A 17,296-nucleotide genomic window follows, 5' to 3' on the forward strand; every position below is an offset into this window, starting at 1 on the left:
GCCGTAACGTCTTGGGCCATGACGTCTCGTTCCTTCCTCCGGCTGGCGCTGGCCGGAGCGGTCGCCTCGGGAGCGGTCACGCTGGCCGCCCTTCCGGCGGACGCGAGCAGGCCATCGCGTACGGTCCCCGTACGGCTGCTCGCCCTCAACGACTTCCACGGCAACCTCGAGCCGCCGACCGGCTCCTCCGGCCGCATGGTCGACGAGCACGGCCACACGGTCGACGCCGGCGGCGCGGCCTACGTCGCGACCCACATGAAGGCCCTGGCCGACAGGAACACGATCGCGGTGGCCCAGGGCGACCTCATCGGGGCGACACCGCTCATCTCGGCCGCCTACCACGACGAACCGTCCGTCGAGTTCCTGGGCAAGCTGGGGCTCGAGGTCGCCGCGGTCGGCAACCACGAGTTCGACGAGGGTTACGCCGAGCTGCGGCGGATCATGAAGGGCGGCTGCCACCCGGTCGACGGCTGCTCGCCCGCGGGCGAGTGGAAGGGCGCGACGTTCGACTACGTGGGCGCGAACGTCCTGTTCAAGAACCGTCACGAGAAGACCGACGCGCTGGCGGCGCTCGGCGGCTCCGACTCGGCGAAGGTCAAGCGGGCGCTGTCCGGCTGGGGCGTGCCCGCGCTGCCGCCGGTGAGCATCAAGTGGATGAACGGCGTGCCGATCGGCTTCATCGGCCTGGTCACGCAGACGACGCCGGGCATCGTGTCAGGCGAGGGGATCAAGAACCTTACGTTCGCGGACGAGGTCAAGGCCGCGAACGTGGCCTCCAAGCTGCTCAAACTCGTGGGCGTCAAGGCGCAGGTCGTGCTCGTGCACGAGGGTGACCAGGTGAACCAGGGCCAGTCGCCGGACGCGTGCAGCGCCGTCCCCGGGGCGGGCAACCGCATCGCGACGCAGGTGGACCCGGAGATCGACGTGGTGCTCAGCGGCCACTCGCACCAGGCGTACGTGTGCACCGTGAAGGATCCGGCAGGCAGGGACCGGCTCTTCTCGCAGGGCGGCTCGTTCGGGCGGGTCATCACGCAGGTGGACATGAAGGTCAACGCCAGGACGCGGGACATCGACCGCGCCTCGATCGTGGCGGACAACCACGTGGTGACCAGGACAGTCACCGCAGATCCCGAAATTTCGGCGTTCGTGCAGACGTGGAAGGACCGCGTCGCCCCCGTCGCCAACAAGGCCGTCGGCACGATCACCGCCGACATCACGAACACGGCCGTCCCCTCCGGCGAGTCGCCCCTCGGCAACCTCATCGCCGACGCCCAGCTCGCCGCCACCAAGACCGGCGGCAACGCGCAGATCGCGCTGATGAACCCGGGTGGGGTGCGGGCCTCGCTGTCGCACGCGTCGTCACCGGCGGGCGAAGGCGACGGGGTCGTCACGTATGGTGAGGCCTTCACCGTGCAGCCGTTCAACAATCTCATGCAGGTCGTCACGCTGACCGGCGCCCAGCTCAAGACGGTGCTGGAGCAGCAGTTCACCGGCGGGCCCAACAACCAGGCGTTCACCAAGATCCTGCAGCCCTCGGCGAACTTCGCCTACACCTACGACAACAGCGCGCCCTGGGGCTCGAAGGTCTCCGACATGAAGATCGACGGGATGCCGGTGACCGACACGCAGACCATCCGGGTCGCGGCCAACAACTTCCTGGTGGGAGGCGGCGACGCGTTCCTTGCCTTCAGGGACGGCACCGACCTGTGGAGCGGGCCGCTGGACATCGACGCCTTCGTCGACCACCTCGGCAAGGACAACCCGATCGCGCCGCCCGCGACCGACCGCATCACCGTGGCCGGCTGACCGTCCCCCGCCCTCTCCTCAGAGGGCGGGTCGCAACCACCCATCCCGTAAGGCACCGCCTACCCGCCGGCAGCCTCGCCCCCGTAACCCGTCGCCAGCCCGGCCTCAAGTCGGTCAGGGGTTGTGGACGAGCCACTTCCGGTCGATCTCCGCCGGCAGGTCGACCCCGTGATGGCGGGCCATCAGCACCACGTGGCAGAGCACGTCGGCCAGCTCGGCCCGGAAGCCCGCGTCGAGTTCGTCCACCGTGCGCCCCTTCGACCTGGCCCTGCCGGTGCGCATCAGGAACGCCTGGGTCAGCTCGCCGACCTCCTCCTGCAGCTTGAGCAGGAACCAGATGTCGTCCCGTTCGATCCCCAGCTTCTCCGCATAGCGCTGGGAGACGGACTCGACCTCATCGGAGAGCCGGCGCAGATCCATGGCCGCGAGTGTAGGGCGTGCGGGCTCAGACGGCCTCGTGGCCGGGTTCGTGGCCGGGCTCGTGGCTGAGCTCGTGGCTGGGGAGGACGAGCACGAAGCGGGCGCCCGGCGAATGGTCGGCGACGGTGAGCGTGCCGCCGTGGGACCGGGCGACCTCCCTGGACAGGGCCAGGCCGAGGCCGCTGCCGCTCTGGTCCTTGGCCTTGGCGCTGGCCAGCCTGGTGAACCGCTCGAAGACCCGTTCCCTGTCCTCGGGCGCGATGCCCTCGCCGTCGTCGGTCACCGTCGTCACCACTCGGCCGTCCCGCACCGCCACCTCCAGGTCGATCCTGGTGTCGGCGTGCCGGGTGGCGTTGTCCAGGAGGTTCGTCAGGAGCCGGTCGATCTGCACGGGCGAGGCGTACACGGGGGCCGACGCGCAGAGGTCGGGGACGATGACCACCCTGGCGTCTTCACGGCGGCGTACCTGCTCCACGCACAGGCGGCACACGTCCACCACGCGACGGGGCGCGACCGCGCCCGCGTCGAGCCTGGCCAGCATCAGGAGCTCGTCGATGATGCCGGTGATCCGGTCGACGGCGGTCAGCGCCAGCGCTCCCGTGGCGGGCCAGTCGGTCTCGTCCGGGATGGCGGTGGCCACCTCGAGCTGGGTGCGCAGGGCGGAGACGGGGCTGCGCAACTCGTGTGAGGCGTCGGCGACGAAGCGCCGCTGGGTCTCGGCGGAGCGTTCGAGGCGGTCGAGGGTGTCGTTCGTGGTGGCGGCCAGGTCGGTGATCTCGTCTCCCGTCTCGGGCACGGGGACGCGCCTGCTGAGGTCCTGGCCGGTGATCTCGGCCAGCTTGGCGCGGATGCGCTCGACCGGGCGCAGCGCGAACCCGACCACGAGCCACGTGACGCCCGCGACGCTCGCCAGGATCAACGGGGTGATGACGAAGGCCTGGATCTCGAACCATCCGATGGCGCGGTCGACGTCGGCGAGCGACGACCCGCCGTACACGATGACAGGGCCGTCCGGGGTCGGCACCATCATGGACATCACCAGGAAGTGGGTCTCGTCGCCGTTCCGCTCCTGCGGCGCCCACGTCTCCGAAACGGAGAGTTGCTCGAGCTCAGAGGGCCGGAATGCCTTGAGTTTCTCGTTCACGTGGCGGCCGGTGGTGGCCGCGAGCACGTCGCCGTCGGGGGTGACCGCCTCCAGGAAGTGCACGCGCGCGGGGGTTTCGATGGCCGTGGACAGGTCTCCGGCTCTGGCGTCGCTCGCGATCCTGCGTACGGACACCTCGATCCTGTCCCGGACGACGTCGCGGAGGTAGTCGGGGACGGTGGCGAGCATGAAGGCGGACGTGGCGAAGAGGACCAGCGCCGCTATCGCGGTCGCGATCGCGGTCAGGCGCGCCCGGATCGATCGGGGAAAAAGCCGTATCACCATCCAATGCACTCCCATATCACTATGAGTGACATTTGGCCGTATGAGTCCATTGCAGCATTAACGTACCTGATCTGCTGCTATACCCTGACCGAACGTCGACCGAACAGAGATTCGGTTACGCACGGTGCATCGGCTTCGCTCACGGCGATTCCGCCGAGAGCGTGACCCCCTGTCGCCCGCGGACTCCGGCGGTCAAGGTGAACGCCATGAGACTTCTCGTACTGGGTGGCACGGAGTTCGTGGGGCGGGCGGTCGTCGAGGAGGCGCAGGCCCTGGGGTGGGACGTCACGACGTTCAACCGGGGCACCCATGACCCGGCGCCGGGCGTGACCGCGCTGCGCGGCGACCGGTCGGCCCCGGGCGGCCTCGCGGCGCTGGCGCACGGCGAGTGGGACGCCGTGCTCGACACGTGGTCGTGGGCGCCGTCCGCGGTGAGAGACTCCGCCTCCCTGCTGGCCGGCCAGGCGGGCCGCTACGTCTACGTGTCCAGCAGGTCCGTCTACACCTTCCCCGTGCCGTTCGGCGCCGACGAGAACGCGCCGGTCGTGACGGGGTCGCCCGACGACGGAGACGGCGACTACGCGAAGAACAAGGCGGGGGCGGAGCTGGCCGCCGTCGCCGCCTTCGGCGACCGGGCCCTGCTGGCCAGGGCGGGGCTCATCCTGGGCCCCTACGAGAACATCGGGCGGTTGCCGTGGTGGCTCACCAGGATCGCGCGCGGAGGGCCGGTGCTCGCTCCGGAGCCCCGCGACCTCGGGCTCCAGTACATCGACGCCCGTGACCTCGCCGTGTGGTGCCTGCGCGCGGCCGAGCAGGGGCGGGGCGGGGCGTACAACGTGGTGAGCCCGCCGGGGTTCACGACGATGCGGGAGCTGCTCGACGCGTGCGTGAAGGTGACCGGGTCCGACGCCGAGCTGCGCTGGACGCCGGAGGAACGCATCCTCGGAGCGGGCATCGAGCCATGGTCCGACCTGCCGATCTGGCTGACGGGCGAGCTCCACGACTTCATGCACGGGGCCGACGTGTCCAGGGCCGTGGCGGCGGGGCTGAGGGCGCGCCCGGTCGAGGAGACGGTCGCCGACACGTGGGCCTGGCTGCGGAGCATCGGCGGCGTGGCGCCCATGCGGCCCGACCGCCCCGCCGTCGGCCTCGCCCCCGAGACGGAGGCGCGCGTCCTGGCCGGATGAGCCGCCCAGGTCACGGGCGGCGAGCCTCTCGGCGGGTGCGGACGAGGTCGTAGGCGGCGGCCGCCAGGGCGATCACGACCGACATCAGCACCGCCAGCAGGCCGTGGCGGAAGGCGGTCGCCCAGCCCTGGCCCAGCGCGCCGAAGAACGTGGAGCCCGCCACGGCGATCCCGATCGCCGATCCCAGCCGCTGCCCCGTCTGCAACACGCCCGCCGCGCTCCCCCCGCCTTCTGGCGGCACCTCCGACAGCGTGATCGCCTGGTTGGGCGAGATGACCAGACCGCTGCCCATGCCCGCCAGCAGCAGCGGCAACACCGTCGCCAGGCCCACCTCCCGCCCGGGCACCAGCACGGTCGCCAGCATCGTCGCGCAGAGCCCGGCGATCACCATCGTCAGGCCCGCCGTCACCACGCGCCGGCCGGCGCGCGACACGAGCCGCCCGCCGACCACCGAGGCCGACGCCGAGCCGAGCGCGAAGGGCGTGATCGCCAGCCCGGCCAGCAGCGCGCTGTAGTGCAGCCCGACCTGCAGGTAGAGGGTGAAGATGAAGAAGATGCCCGTGAAGCCGGCGAAGTAGAACAGCGCGATGGCCGTCCCCAGGCTGTACGAACGTTTGCCGAACAACGCCAGGTTCACCAGCGGCTCTCGCGGATAGCGCCGCTCCCAGAGCACGAAGGCGGCCAGCACCACCAGCGCGACCGGGATGAGCAGCCATTTCGTGTTCCCCTCCCACTGGTGCCGCTGGATGAACGGCAGCAGCAACCCCACCACTCCCATGCCGAGCAGCAGCACGCCGACCGGGTCCATGCTCTCGCGCCGCCCGGTCCCCGGCCGGGCGGGCAGCGCCCGCCAGGCCAGCGGCAACAACACGATCCCGATCGGCACGTTCACCAGGAACACCCACCGCCACCCGTGATCGGCCCCGGCCAGGCCGACGAGCAGGCCGCCGATCAGCGGCCCCGCGGCCGTGGACACGCCGATGGTGGCGCCGAGCGACCCGAACGCCCGCCCCCGCTCGGCCCCGCGGAACATCTGCTGGATCAGCCCCGACACCTGCGGGTTGAGCATGCCGGCCGCCATTCCCTGCACGAACCTGGCCGCGATCAGCACGTGCATGTCCCAGGCGAGCCCGCACGCCGCACTGGAGGCGGTGAAGAGCGCCACGCCCGTCATGAAGATCGTGCGCCGGCTCCTGGCGTCCCCCAGCCGCCCGGCGGGAACCAGCAGCAGCCCGAACGCGAGCGCGTACCCCGACACCGTCCACTGCAGCGCGTCCTCCGACGCGTCCAGCGCCTCGCGGATCGACGGGACCGCCACGTTGACGATGCTCACGTCCAACCCGCTCATGAACGCCGCGACCAGGCAGATGGCCAGCGCGTGCTTGCGCGTGTCACCCCCAAATGCCCTCATCACGGGAGTCTCACCGCAGATCAGCGGCGGAAACGTGCCCCGTACTGGAGGTAAGGGTTCGTTTCTTCGCAGAAGGCTAGTAACGTCCGATCATGGACACGATGGCCGTGGAGCAGAACGGCATCAACGCGGTCCCCGAGTCCGAGCGGCACGGGCGGCCGAGAGATCTCTTCTGGCCGTGGGCGGGCTCGAACCTGTCGCTGTTCGGCGTCGCGTTCGGCGTCTACATCGTCGGACTGGGCCTGGGCGTGGTGCCCGCCATCATCACCGGGGCCATCGGGTACGCGCTGTCGTTCCTGCTGGTCGGCCTGGTCGCGATCGCCGGCGCCAGGTCGGGCGTGCCGACCATGACGCTGGGCCGGGCGCCGTTCGGCTACCAGGGCAACAAGCTGCCCGCGGCGCTGTCGTACCTGTCGAACGTGGGCTGGGAGATCGTGCTCGTCACGCTGGCCGCGCAGAGCGGCGCCGCCATCCTGGGCCGGCTCGCGCCCGGCATCCCGCCCGCGACGGCCACCGCCGTGTGCTTCGCCGTCGCGGCCGTGGTGGTGATCGCGGTCGGCGTGTACGGCCACGCGATGATCATGGTGGTGCAACGCTACCTGACGTACGCGTTCGTCGTGCTGACCGTCGTCTACATGATCCTCATGGCCCCGAGGCTCGGCGTGTCGCTGGAGACCACGGCCGGCCCGGGCGGCTGGGTGGGCGGAATCATCTTCGCCATGACCCTGCTCGGCCTGGGCTGGGTCAACTGCGGCGCCGACTACTCCCGCTACCTGCCGCCGGAGTCGCGCCCGCGCCCGGTGGCCGTGTGGACGATGCTCGGCGGCGCGCTGCCGCCCATGGTGCTGCTCGTGTTCGGCGTGCTGCTGGCGGGCGGCGACCCGGCGCTGGCCGAAGCCGCGGGCGGAGACCCGGTGGCGGCGCTGGCCGGGGCGCTGCCCACCTGGTTCCTGCTGCCGTACCTGCTGACCGCCATCGGCGGCTTCCTGGCCGGGGCGATCATGGACATCTACTCGTCGGGGCTGTCGATGCTGGCGCTCGGCGTACCGATCAGGCGGCACTACGCGGTGCTGATCGACGGGCTGCTCATGGTGCTGGGCGGTTACTACCTGCTGTTCGTCTCCACCAGCTTCCTCGCCACCTTCCAGGCGTTCCTGGCGATCATCGGCGTGGTGATGGCGGCCTGGGTCGCGGTCTTCCTGGTGGACATGTGGCGGCTGCGGGAGGGCGGCCGCTCGTACGGCGGCCCGCGTCCGGCGGGCGGCCAGGACACCCGCGCCGACCGCGAGCGGCTGCTGCGTCCCGGCGCGCCGGCGCTGCACTGGCCCGGCCTGGTGTCGCTGGTGGTGGCGTCGATCGTCGGGCTCGGCCTCATCACCTCGGCCGACGAGAACATCGCCGCGGTCGTCGGCTTCCTGATGAGCCGCGAACTCCAGACCGGCACGTTCGGGGCGGCGAACATCGGCGTGGTGGTCGCCCTCGTGGTGGCGGGCGCGCTGTACTACCTGATGACGGCGTTCATCCGGCGTGGCGACCGCGGGACTCGCTGACCGCGCGCCCACCCGGCGTTACGCTGAGTAGGACATGTGCAACCTTCCGTTGCGGCTGCTGCAGTGGGCTACGCACGTCACGGCGTGCGGGCTGCTGCTCATCGCCGTGGTCACCGTGCTGCGCGACGGCCTCGTGGCCGTGGCCGCCGGAGGTGTGCTGCTCGGCCTCGTTTACGCCACCGGCCCGGTGATCGAACGCCGGCCCATCCCGGCGCTCGTGTGGCTGGGCCTGGTGACGGCCGGCTGGGCCGCGCTGGCCGTGGTGGCGCCGCCGTTCGTGTGGCCGGTGTTCGGGCTGCTGTTCGCCTACCTGCGGATGCTGCCGCTGTGGGCGGCCATGTTCGGGGTGACGGTGCTGACGTCGGCGGCGGTCGCGGTGGCGGCGTGGCACGCGGGCGAGCTGACGGTGCCGCTGGCGCTGGGGCCGGTGATCGCGGCCGTGCTGGTGACGTTGCTGGGGCTGGCCTGCGAGGCGCTGCACGCCGAGGCGGCCCGTACGTAGCCGGCGCCCCGCAGGAGCGCGGCTCGGTCGAGGGCCAGGGAAACGAGCCGGACGCGGTCAGGCCGTCACGATGGCGAAGTCCGGCACCGGCCGGTCCAGCACGGCGACCAGCCGCTGCAGCACCGCCGTGTTGCCCTCGCGTTCGACCCCTTCGACGCCCTTGCCCGCCAGCAACCCCACGAGCTGCTCCTTCGTCAGCCGCAGGGTCAGGTCGGCGTCGTCGTCGCGCGGGTTCCGCTGCTGGACGAGCACGCCGTTGCACAACGTCGTACGGTGCCGCTCCCCCAGATCGGTCAGGTGCCAGTCGATGGCCAGCCGCTCGTGCCAGGCGCGCGGCCCGTCGACGCGGATGGCGATCGAGTCGAAGATCTGCTCGACGCTCAGCGCGGCCAGCAGGTCCGGAGAGGTGACGTCCATGGTGGCGGGCACGATGCCGTCGGCCAGCTCCAGGGCTCCCATGAGGTAGAAGTTGCGCCAGGTGGCGTTCTCGGCCCCGTGGCCCAGCCTGGTGTAGACCTCGGCGAGCAGGTCGCGGGCCTCCTTGTTGCCCTCGTCGGCGAAGACCGCGTGGTTGAGCAGTTGGGCGGCGAAGCGCAGGTCGTTCTCGTCGATGTAGCGCCGGGCGAACGCGACCACGCCGGCCGCGCCGCCCAGGCACTCGACGTAGCGGATGGCGCTCTCCCTGGGCGGGTGCTCCCACAGGTGGGCCGGGTTCCCGTCGAACCACCCCAGGTAACGCTGGTAGACGGCCTTGACGTTGTGGGAGACCGAGCCGTGATAGCCGTGGGTGTGCCAGGCCTGCTCCAGCTGGGGCGGCATGCGCAGGGCCTCGGCGATCTCTGGCCCTGTCAGGCCCTTGTTGATCAGGCGCAGCGTCTGGTCGTGCAGGTAGGCGTACATGTCGCGCTGCTGCTCCAGGAAGCGCACGATGGCCTCGCCGCCCCAGGTGGGCCAGTGGTGCGAGGCGAAGGCGACGTCGGCCCGACCGGCGAACAGGGAGACGGCCTCGGTCAGGTAACGCGCCCACGCGCGGGCGTCACGCACCGCGGCGCCGCGCAGGGACAGCAGGTTGTGCTGGTTGTGGGTGGCGTTCTCGGCCAGGCAGAGGGCGCGACGGTCGGGCAGGAGCAGGTTCATCTCCGCGGGGGCTTGGGCGCCCGGCGTGAGCTGGAAGATCATGCGGATGCCGTCGATCGTCTCCTCCTGGCCGGTACGCGTGAGGTCCAGCGTGGGCGGGATGAGCGACACGGTGCCCGTCGAGGCGGCCATGCCGAGACCGCAGCCGATCTGCCCATCGGGCGAGCGGGGCAGCGCCCGGCCGTACAGGTAGACGGCGCGGCGGGTCATCGCGTGGCCCGCGTAGACCCGTTCGGACGCGGCCTGCTCCAGGAACCCGGCGGGGGCCAGGATCGGCACGCCGCCGTCGGTGACGCCGCGCACGCCGCCGAAGTGGTCGACGTGCGTGTGGGTGTAGATGACGCCGGTGACCGGGCGATCGCCGCGGTGGGCGCGGTACAACTTCAGCGCCGCGGCGGCGCACTCGGTGGAGATCAGCGGGTCGATCACGACGACGCCCCGATCGCCTTCGACCAGCGTCATGTTCGACAGGTCCAGGCCGCGCACCTGGTAGACGCCGCTGGTGACCTCGTACAGTCCCTGCCTGGCGCAGAGCCGGCTCTGCCGCCAGAGGCCGGGATGAGCCGTCTCCGGGCAGTCCTCCTGGAGGAAGTCGTAGGAGTCGCCGTCCCAGGCGACCCGGCCGTCCGCCGTTCTGACCACCGCCGGGCTGAGCTTCGCGATGAAGCCGCGGTCGGCGTCCGCGAAGTCGCCCTGGTCGTGAAGTGGAAGGTCTGCCATGCCGTGTGGCATGCCCGGGAATCAGTCCCGATAGCTCAATAGACTTCCCTAATAGCATGAATCTCGGGCAATAGGGACATATGACAGCCGAGCCTTGCCACCGATGGCCGATCGCCGTTCGCGTATTCTCGCGGTCGTGAAAGCTTGCGTGTTCGACCTCGATGGCGTGCTGGTGGACTCCGAGCCCGTGTGGGAGGAGGTGCGCCGGGCGTTCGTGGCCGAGCACGGCGGCACCTGGCAGCCCGACACGCAGTCCAGGCTCATGGGCATGAGCACCGCCGAGTGGGGCGCCTACCTCCATGAGCTCGGCGTACGGATGCCGCCAGCCGAGATCGCCCGCGGCGTCGTCGGCCGGATGGCCGCCCGCTACCGCGACGGGGTGCCGCTGATGCCGGGGGCGGTGGAGGCGGTGCGACGCCTGGCCGAGCGCAACACGCTGGGGCTGGCCAGCTCGTCCCCGCGCACGCTGATCGACGTGGTGCTGGACGCGGCCGACCTGGAGGTGTGCTTCGCCGCCACCGTGTCCACCGAGGAGGTGGCGCGTGGCAAGCCCGCCCCCGACGGCTACCTGGAGGCGGCCCGGCGGCTGGACGTCGACCCCCGCGGCTGCGTGGCGGTCGAGGACTCCAGCAACGGGCTGCGCTCCGCCGACGCCGCGGGCATGCACGTGATCGCCGTACCCCACCCGCGCTACCCGCCGGCGCCCGACGCGCTCGCCCTGGCCTGGCGCGTACTGCCCAACCTCGACGCGCTCACCCCCGAGCTGCTTTCGTGAACGCCGGGCCGGGGTGGCTAAGGTTAGGGAACCGTGCGAGACATCACAGTTTTCAGCGGTAGCGCCCACCCCGAGCTCGCGGAGGAGATCTGCGCCCATCTCGGCACCCCCCTGCACCCCGTCCAGATCCACCGGTTCGCCAATGACGTGCTCGAAGTGCAGTTGCAGGCCAACTGCCGCGAGCGTGACGTCTTCCTCATCCAGCCGCTCGTCCCGCCGACGCAGGAGAACCTCGTCGAGCTGCTGCTGATGATCGACGCCGCCCGCGGCGCCTCCGCCGCCAGGACCACGGTCGTCCTCCCCCACTACGCCTACGCGCGCAGCGACAAGAAGGACGCGCCCCGCATCTCCATCGGCGGCCGGCTGGTCGCCGATCTGATGGTGGCCGCCGGGGCCAGCCGGGTGCTGGCGATGACGCTGCACTCGCCGCAGGTGCACGGCTTCTTCAGCGTCCCCGTCGACCACCTGCACGCCCTGCGCGAGCTGGCCGCCCACTTCCGCCAGTACGACCTGTCGAACACGGTCGTCGTCTCCCCCGACCTCGGCAACGCCAAGGAGGCCGCCGCCTTCGCCCGCCTGCTCGGCACCGACGTCGCGATGGGCGCCAAGCAGCGCTTCAGCGACGACCGCGTGGTGATCAGCTCCGTGATCGGCGAGGTGGCCGGCAAGGACGTGATCATCCTGGACGACGAGATCGCCAAGGGCTCCACGGTCATCGAGCTGCTCGACCGGCTGCGCGAGCGGGGCGTCAGGTCGGTCCGCGTGGCCTGCACGCACGGGTTGTTCTCGGCCGGGGCGCTGGAGCGGCTGGGCGAGCTGCCGGAGGTCGAGGAGATCGTCTGCACCAACACGGTGCCACCGCCCAAGCCCTGCGACAAGCTCACCGTCCTGTCGATCGCGCCCGCCCTGGCGGAGGCCATGCGCCGCATCCACGACGGCGAGTCGGTGAGCGCCCTGTTCAACACCGGCCAGTAAGGAACACCGGGGGTTCGCCGGGCCTTCGAGGTCTCCGGACCGGCCACATCGGCCGCACGGCGGATGCGCCGTCGAGCGGAGACGGTAACCACCATCATCTCCACATTCGATGGGAGCAAGCGTCGTGCTTGATACGAAGCTTCGAGATCAGGTCGTTCTCGTCACAGGCGCAAGTGGAGGCATCGGCGCTGCGATAGCCCGAGCGTTCTCGGCTGAGGGCGCGCGTGTGGCGGTCCACTACGTCACCGAGACGCCGGCCCCTCCGGGTGTTGAGTGGGAGCACGCGGCGTTCACCCCGGACACCGCCACGAAGCTGGCCATGGAACTCGGCAACGCGGTGGCCGCACACGGCGATCTCCGCGAGCCGTCCACGGCCCGGCACCTGTTCGATGAGGTCGAGCACCGCCTTGGACCGGTCGGCGTGCTCGTGAACAACGCCGCGCACTGCGAATCCCCTGACGCATTCGGTGCTCTCGACGGTGCCGGCCTGCGTCGGCACTACGAGGTCAACGCGATAGCACCGGCACTGCTCATCTCCGAGCTGGCGAAACGGCAACCCCAGGGCAGCACCTCCTGCGTCGTGAACATCACCACAGACGCCGCCCGCGCTTTCCCCGGGCAGATCGGCTACGGCACGTCCAAGGCGGCGCTCGAAGCCCTCACGCGGGCAGCCGCCCTGGACCTGGCCCCCGTGGGTATCCGCGTCAACGCCGTCGCTCCTGGCCCCGTACAGACAGGGTGGATGGACGCCGAAACGTACGAACATGCCCGCTCCATCGTGCCGATGGGACGTGTGGGCGAGCCGGCCGACATAGCCGACGCCGTCGTGTTCCTCGCCTCACATCAAGCCCGCTGGATCACCGGCCAGGTACTGCAAGTGGCCGGAGGCCACGCGCTCTGACGTGCCAGACTGCATGACCGCGGGGTGAAGGTGTCACTCAGCCGGCCGCTCGCGTCATGATCATCGCCGCCATCATGCCCGCGGCGGCCGGACGCCCGCCAAGGCCTTGACGGGGCCGTACCGGCTGTGGCCTGGCGCGGTTCCGCGGGTGTCAGCCGAATCCGCCGTTGCTCATGAGCAACTGGCCGTTGATCCACTGGCCCTGCGGCGAGCATAGGAAGTCGACGAGGTCGGCGGTGTCCTGTGGCGTGCCGAGACGGTTGAGCGGCGTCTGGCGGATGCACTGCTCGCGGACCTCGTCCGGCATCCACCCGGTGTCCACCGGTCCGGGGTTGACCACGTTGGCGCTGACGCCGAGGTGGGCCAGCTCGTGCGCCGCCGCCAGCGTGATGCGGTCGAGGGCGCCCTTGCTCGCGCCGTAGGGCAGGTTGCCGACGGTGTGATCGCTGGTGAGGGCGATGATCCGGCCGGTTCCATGGGTGCCGCGGAAGCGCCGGCCGTATTCGCGGACCAGCAGCCAGGTGGCCCGCGCGTTCACCGTGAAGTGCCGGTCGAAGCTCTCCACGGTGGTGTCGAGCAGGCCCGAGGCGACCGACTCGCAGTGACACATCACCAGCGCGGTGACGGTGCCCAGCGCCTGCTCCGCCTCGTCGAAGATCCTCGCGGGGGTGGCCACGTCGGAGAGATCCGCCTCGATCGCCACCGAGGCCGCGCCGTCGTCCGCGAGCGACGCGGCGATCGCGTCGGTCGCGCCCGGCTCGACGCCCCAGGCCATGCGCTCGTCGTAGGGGGACCAGTGAGAGAAGGCGATGTCCCAGCCCGACGCCGCCAGCCGCCGGGCGATCCCCGCCCCGATGCCGACGGTGCGGCCCACGCCTGTGATCAGCGCGACCTTTCCTGTACGCGGTGGATCGATCATAGTTGCCATCATGCACGCAGCGACCGAACGCCTGCTGAAGGATTTTCTCGACAGGATCGAACCGGCCGTCCCTCTGGTCGCGCTCTGGGCGCACGGCTCGCTGGGGGCCGGCGACTACCGGCCGGGCCGCAGCGACCTCGACCTGATCGCGGTGCTCGACTCGCCCGTGACGATGGAGCAGTGGCGGCGCATCAAGGCCGTCCACCGGTCGCTCGACCAGCCCTTCGCCGGCCTGGTGCACTGCTCCTACATGCCCCGTCAGGAGCTGGACGATCTCGCTGCGGAGCATGTGACGTGGGCGCACGAGCGCATCTTCCGCCGTCCCGTCACCGCCGTCACGCGGCGCGAGTTGCACACCGCGCCCCGGCAGTTGTACGGCCCGCCGCCCGGCGAGGTGTTGCCGCCGGTGTCGGACGCGGAGCTGGAGACGTTCGTCCGGTCTGACCTGCGCGACTTCTGGCTGGTCAAGGCCCAGGGGCGGCGGCGCTGGCTGCAGGACGTCTGGGTGGACCTGGGCGTGCTGACGGTCGCCAGGGCCACGGTCACCCTGCGGGAGGGCCGCCTGATCAGCAAGCGCGAGGCTCTCGACGTGCTGGCCGGGATGGACGCGCCGGAGAACGTGGTGACCGACATCCGCGCCCGCAGGTACGACACTCCGCCTCCGGTGCTGAGCCGGTTCAGGAGGGCGCGGCTGGCGCGGGCGTTCGTCAGGTCGGCCATAAGGAGGGCCCTGGCCTGAGGGCCGCCGTGAGCCTTGCCGACGCCCCAGTGATCGGCCCAGTGATCGGCCCAGTGATCGGCCCAGTGATCCGTTCGGGGGGGCTTCCCGCATCCGGGAACCCCTGCGTGAACGGATAGTGTTGGCGCGTATCACCTGATTTCGGGGAAAGGGCGGCAAATGGGGGAGATCAGGCAGTCCTATCTGGTGGCCGCGACGTCGGCGGTGTCGCTCCTGCGGCATCCCGCCGTGGGCGCGTCGTGGGACAAGCCGAGCGCGCTGACGGAGTTCAGCGTCTCGGGACTGGCCGGACACCTGGCTCACCAGCTCGTCAGGGTCGGCGACGTACTCCCTGGGGACGGCGAGGTCCAGGAGCCCATCGACCTCATCGACCACTATTCGCGCTCGCCGTGGGTGCAGGCCGGGCTCGACCACGAGAGCAACGTGAGTGTCAGGCGCGGTGGCGAGGCCGTCGCGGCGAACGGCCCCGCGGCGCTGGCGGAGCGGTCCCAGGCGCTGCTCGACCGGCTGAGCGCCGCGCTGCCCGCGGAGCCGGCCGACCGGGTCGTCATGCTGCCCTGGGCCGGCTGGTGCCTGCGGCTGGACGATTTCCTGCTCACCCGGCTGATGGAGCTGGTCGTGCACTCCGACGACCTGGCGGCCAGTGTGGGCGTGGACACCCCCGAACTGCCGGCGGCCGTCAACGAGCCCGTCGTGGAGCTGCTGGCCCGGCTGGCCGTGCACCGCCACGGAGCCATCGCGGTCATCCGCACCCTGAGCCGGGCCGAGCGCGCACCGGCGGCGATAAGCGCCTTCTGACCGGTCTCGCGCTATGACCATGCTCGTCACCGGGGCCACCGGAACCGTCGGCCGTCACGTCGTCGAGGAGCTCCTCGAGGCCGGCAGGCAGGTGCGGGCCCTCACCAGGAACCCCGCGAAGGCCACCCTCCCCGAGGGCGTCGAGGTCGTCGCCCTGGCCGTCAAGGCGGGCGTACGGCGGGCCACGGTGCTCGGCGGGCGCGAGGACGGCGCTTTGGAGCAGGCGCTCGCCGCGAGCGACCTGGAGTGGACGCTGCTCCACCCGGTCGAGTTCATGTCCAACACGCTGCAGTGGTGGGCGCACTCGATCAGGACGGAAGGCGTCATCAAGGAGCCGTTCGGCGACCGGCTGAGCGCCCTGGTGCACGAGCGCGACATCGCCGCCGTGGCCGCGAAGGTGCTGGTCGAGGGGGGACACGGCGGTAAGGCGTACACGCTGACAGGCCCCGAGGCGATCACGCTCAAGGAGAAGGTGGCGATCCTGGGATCCGCGATCGGCAAGGACGTCGCGTTCGTGGAGCTGACGGTCGACGAGGCCAGGGCGAAGTGGGCCGCCGACGGCATGGGCGAGCAGACCATCGAGTTCCTGATCGGCGCGCTGGGCAACACCCCCGAGGTCGGCTACACGGTGGTGCCGACCGTGCGTGAGGTCACCGGCCAGGAGGCGCGCGGCTTCGCCCAGTGGGCCTCGGAGAACGCCGACGCCTTCCGCGCGTGATCCGTGCCCTCGACCGGGGCCCGCCTGCCGCGCGGGCGCCGGTCGAGCAAGCTCGCCGCCCCCTCGAACAGCGCCCCCTCGAACGGCGATCGGCGATTACGACTTTCGTCGTCATGCATCTCGCCGGCCGCCCCATACGCTGTGGACATGCGGTTCGTCCTGCTCGGCTCCGGTGTGTTCGCGGCCTCGCTGCTCGTGGTGCACGGGCAGGCCGGGGTGCCGTCGAGCCTGCCCCTCCCGGTGCTGGTCGCGATCGCCGCCGCGGCGGGCGTGGCCGCCTGGCAGGTCCAGCGGTCCTGGTGGCCGCTGGCCGTCGTGGGGGCCGTCGGGTACGCCTGGCTGGTGATGTGGCCGCCGCTGATGGTCGCCTCCTACTACGCGGGCCTCACGCTCAACAAGGGCCGCGGCATCGCCGCCTACCTCGGTGGCTGCCTGGCGGTGTGCGGGATCTCCGTGCTGGTCGGCGAGTGGCAGGACGGCCTCAGAAGGCTCGCCACAGCAAGTCTCGGCAACGCGGAGCTGATGGCGCTGGTCGTGATGGGGCTGCCACTGGCGGTGGGTCTCTGGGTACGCGCCCGGCGCGAGGTGCTGGAAGCGGCCAGGGAGCGGGCCGAGCGGCTGGAACGCGAGCAGGTCATGCGCGCCGAGCAGGCAAGGGCTCAGGAGCGGGCCAGGATCGCCAGGGAGATGCACGACGTGGTCGCGCACCGGGTCTCGCTGATCGTCCTGCACGCCGGGGCGATGGAGATGCGGGCGGCCGACGACGACACCGCGCGGTCGGCCGCCATGATCGCGGGGATCGGGCGGGAGGCGCTGGCCAACCTGCGTGACGTGCTGGGGGTGCTCCGCTCGCCCCCGCGCGACCTGGTGGGGGCGGATCCCGCCGCCGCGACGGAGAGCGCGCTCCGGCCGCCGCCCACGCTGGACGACCTCGACCGGCTGCTCGACCAGACGCGCGCCCTGGGCATCGCGGTGACCAGGCACGACGAGGGCGAGACGCGGCCGGTGGAGGCGAGCGTGGAGCGGACGGCGTACCGCGTGGTCCAGGAGGCGCTCACCAACGTGCACAAGCACGCCGGGAACGCCGGCGCGGACGTGCGCATCCGCTTCGGGACCGACGTGCTGGAGGTGGAGGTGCGCAACCAGGCGCCGCGGTCGCCGCACGAGGAGCTGCCCGGCGCGGGCTGGGGCCTGATCGGGCTGCGGGAACGCGTCGAGCTGCTCGGCGGCACCCTGCGCACCAACGCCGAGGACGGCGGCGGCTTCCTGGTGAGCGCCAGGATCCCGGCATGACCCGCCCGTCCTTCAG

The 17,296-nt window shown here is 71.2% G+C and carries 16 protein-coding genes; 11 read left to right on the forward strand and 5 right to left on the reverse strand.

Going from position 1 to position 17,296, the window contains the following annotated elements:
- The first annotated feature begins 18 nt into the window (after positions 1–18).
- Positions 19–1,806: a bifunctional metallophosphatase/5'-nucleotidase gene (locus E1294_RS05275; RefSeq protein ID WP_132505019.1), complete on the forward strand. Its 1,788-nt coding sequence runs from the start codon at positions 19–21 to the stop codon at positions 1,804–1,806.
- 114 nt (positions 1,807–1,920) lie between these two features.
- Here the strand turns inward: E1294_RS05275 and E1294_RS05280 are convergent, their stop codons facing one another.
- Both E1294_RS05280 and E1294_RS05285 read right to left on the reverse strand, forming a co-directional pair.
- Complete coding sequence (locus E1294_RS05280) at positions 1,921–2,226, reverse strand: nucleoside triphosphate pyrophosphohydrolase family protein (RefSeq protein ID WP_132505021.1); 306 nt, start codon at positions 2,224–2,226, stop codon at positions 1,921–1,923.
- Positions 2,227–2,251: 25 nt separating this feature from the next.
- Positions 2,252–3,655 carry a sensor histidine kinase gene (locus E1294_RS05285; RefSeq protein ID WP_165977099.1) on the reverse strand — a complete coding sequence of 468 codons (1,404 nt, stop codon included), beginning with the start codon at positions 3,653–3,655 and terminating at the stop codon, positions 2,252–2,254.
- A gap of 206 nt (positions 3,656–3,861) precedes the next feature.
- Here E1294_RS05285 and E1294_RS05290 point away from each other — a divergent pair, with 206 nt between their 5' ends.
- On the forward strand, positions 3,862–4,842 hold the full coding sequence (locus tag E1294_RS05290) for an NAD-dependent epimerase/dehydratase family protein (protein WP_132505025.1): 981 nt from the start codon (positions 3,862–3,864) through the stop codon (positions 4,840–4,842).
- Positions 4,843–4,852: 10 nt separating this feature from the next.
- Here the strand turns inward: E1294_RS05290 and E1294_RS05295 are convergent, their stop codons facing one another.
- A complete protein-coding gene (locus tag E1294_RS05295; RefSeq protein ID WP_132505027.1) occupies positions 4,853–6,253 on the reverse strand; it encodes an MFS transporter in 1,401 nt (466 codons plus the stop codon).
- Between the two features lie 92 nt (positions 6,254–6,345).
- Between E1294_RS05295 and E1294_RS05300 the strand changes: the two genes are divergently transcribed.
- Positions 6,346–7,803, forward strand: a complete 1,458-nt coding sequence (locus tag E1294_RS05300; protein WP_132505029.1) for a purine-cytosine permease family protein — start codon at positions 6,346–6,348, stop codon at positions 7,801–7,803.
- 34 nt (positions 7,804–7,837) lie between these two features.
- On the forward strand, positions 7,838–8,305 hold the full coding sequence (locus E1294_RS05305) for a hypothetical protein (RefSeq protein WP_132505031.1): 468 nt from the start codon (positions 7,838–7,840) through the stop codon (positions 8,303–8,305).
- 57 nt (positions 8,306–8,362) lie between these two features.
- Here E1294_RS05305 and E1294_RS05310 read toward each other — a convergent pair whose 3' ends face one another.
- Positions 8,363–10,162, reverse strand: a complete 1,800-nt coding sequence (locus E1294_RS05310) for an alkyl/aryl-sulfatase (protein WP_132505033.1) — start codon at positions 10,160–10,162, stop codon at positions 8,363–8,365.
- 136 nt (positions 10,163–10,298) lie between these two features.
- Between E1294_RS05310 and E1294_RS05315 the strand changes: the two genes are divergently transcribed.
- From E1294_RS05315 to E1294_RS05325, 3 genes are all read left to right on the forward strand, one after another.
- Complete coding sequence (locus E1294_RS05315; RefSeq protein WP_246082832.1) at positions 10,299–10,937, forward strand: HAD family hydrolase; 639 nt, start codon at positions 10,299–10,301, stop codon at positions 10,935–10,937.
- 33 nt (positions 10,938–10,970) lie between these two features.
- Complete coding sequence (locus E1294_RS05320) at positions 10,971–11,912, forward strand: ribose-phosphate diphosphokinase (RefSeq protein WP_132505037.1); 942 nt, start codon at positions 10,971–10,973, stop codon at positions 11,910–11,912.
- A gap of 109 nt (positions 11,913–12,021) precedes the next feature.
- A complete protein-coding gene (locus tag E1294_RS05325) occupies positions 12,022–12,813 on the forward strand; it encodes an SDR family NAD(P)-dependent oxidoreductase (RefSeq protein ID WP_342775010.1) in 792 nt (263 codons plus the stop codon).
- Positions 12,814–12,964: 151 nt separating this feature from the next.
- Here E1294_RS05325 and E1294_RS05330 read toward each other — a convergent pair whose 3' ends face one another.
- Complete coding sequence (locus E1294_RS05330) at positions 12,965–13,732, reverse strand: SDR family oxidoreductase (RefSeq protein ID WP_246082833.1); 768 nt, start codon at positions 13,730–13,732, stop codon at positions 12,965–12,967.
- A gap of 10 nt (positions 13,733–13,742) precedes the next feature.
- Between E1294_RS05330 and E1294_RS05335 the strand changes: the two genes are divergently transcribed.
- From E1294_RS05335 to E1294_RS05350, 4 genes are all read left to right on the forward strand, one after another.
- Positions 13,743–14,471 carry a nucleotidyltransferase domain-containing protein gene (locus tag E1294_RS05335; protein WP_132505041.1) on the forward strand — a complete coding sequence of 243 codons (729 nt, stop codon included), beginning with the start codon at positions 13,743–13,745 and terminating at the stop codon, positions 14,469–14,471.
- A gap of 159 nt (positions 14,472–14,630) precedes the next feature.
- Positions 14,631–15,269, forward strand: coding sequence for a maleylpyruvate isomerase N-terminal domain-containing protein (locus E1294_RS05340; protein WP_132505043.1), 639 nt, complete (start codon positions 14,631–14,633; stop codon positions 15,267–15,269).
- Positions 15,270–15,282: 13 nt separating this feature from the next.
- The gene (locus E1294_RS05345; protein ID WP_132505045.1) at positions 15,283–15,987 is read left to right on the forward strand and encodes an NAD(P)H-binding protein; all 705 of its coding nucleotides are present in this window, start codon (positions 15,283–15,285) and stop codon (positions 15,985–15,987) included.
- 147 nt (positions 15,988–16,134) lie between these two features.
- Positions 16,135–17,280: a sensor histidine kinase gene (locus tag E1294_RS05350; RefSeq protein WP_132505047.1), complete on the forward strand. Its 1,146-nt coding sequence runs from the start codon at positions 16,135–16,137 to the stop codon at positions 17,278–17,280.
- Positions 17,281–17,296 lie beyond the last annotated feature (16 nt).

This window comes from Nonomuraea diastatica (assembly GCF_004349015.1).
Taxonomy (GTDB): Bacteria; Actinomycetota; Actinomycetes; order Streptosporangiales; family Streptosporangiaceae; genus Nonomuraea; species Nonomuraea diastatica.

Coding starts and splice junctions, on each gene's coding strand:
- E1294_RS05305 (WP_132505031.1), top strand. CDS start 7,838: ATGTGCAACCTTCCGTTGCGGCTGCTGCAGTGGGCTACGCACGTCACG.
- E1294_RS05280 (WP_132505021.1), bottom strand. CDS start 2,226: ATGGATCTGCGCCGGCTCTCCGATGAGGTCGAGTCCGTCTCCCAGCGC.
- E1294_RS05300 (WP_132505029.1), top strand. CDS start 6,346: ATGGACACGATGGCCGTGGAGCAGAACGGCATCAACGCGGTCCCCGAG.
- E1294_RS05325 (WP_342775010.1), top strand. CDS start 12,022: ATGGGAGCAAGCGTCGTGCTTGATACGAAGCTTCGAGATCAGGTCGTT.
- E1294_RS05330 (WP_246082833.1), bottom strand. CDS start 13,732: ATGATCGATCCACCGCGTACAGGAAAGGTCGCGCTGATCACAGGCGTG.
- E1294_RS05350 (WP_132505047.1), top strand. CDS start 16,135: ATGCGGTTCGTCCTGCTCGGCTCCGGTGTGTTCGCGGCCTCGCTGCTC.
- E1294_RS05290 (WP_132505025.1), top strand. CDS start 3,862: ATGAGACTTCTCGTACTGGGTGGCACGGAGTTCGTGGGGCGGGCGGTC.
- E1294_RS05340 (WP_132505043.1), top strand. CDS start 14,631: ATGGGGGAGATCAGGCAGTCCTATCTGGTGGCCGCGACGTCGGCGGTG.
- E1294_RS05335 (WP_132505041.1), top strand. CDS start 13,743: ATGCACGCAGCGACCGAACGCCTGCTGAAGGATTTTCTCGACAGGATC.
- E1294_RS05275 (WP_132505019.1), top strand. CDS start 19: ATGACGTCTCGTTCCTTCCTCCGGCTGGCGCTGGCCGGAGCGGTCGCC.
- E1294_RS05295 (WP_132505027.1), bottom strand. CDS start 6,253: ATGAGGGCATTTGGGGGTGACACGCGCAAGCACGCGCTGGCCATCTGC.
- E1294_RS05345 (WP_132505045.1), top strand. CDS start 15,283: ATGACCATGCTCGTCACCGGGGCCACCGGAACCGTCGGCCGTCACGTC.
- E1294_RS05285 (WP_165977099.1), bottom strand. CDS start 3,655: ATGGTGATACGGCTTTTTCCCCGATCGATCCGGGCGCGCCTGACCGCG.
- E1294_RS05310 (WP_132505033.1), bottom strand. CDS start 10,162: ATGGCAGACCTTCCACTTCACGACCAGGGCGACTTCGCGGACGCCGAC.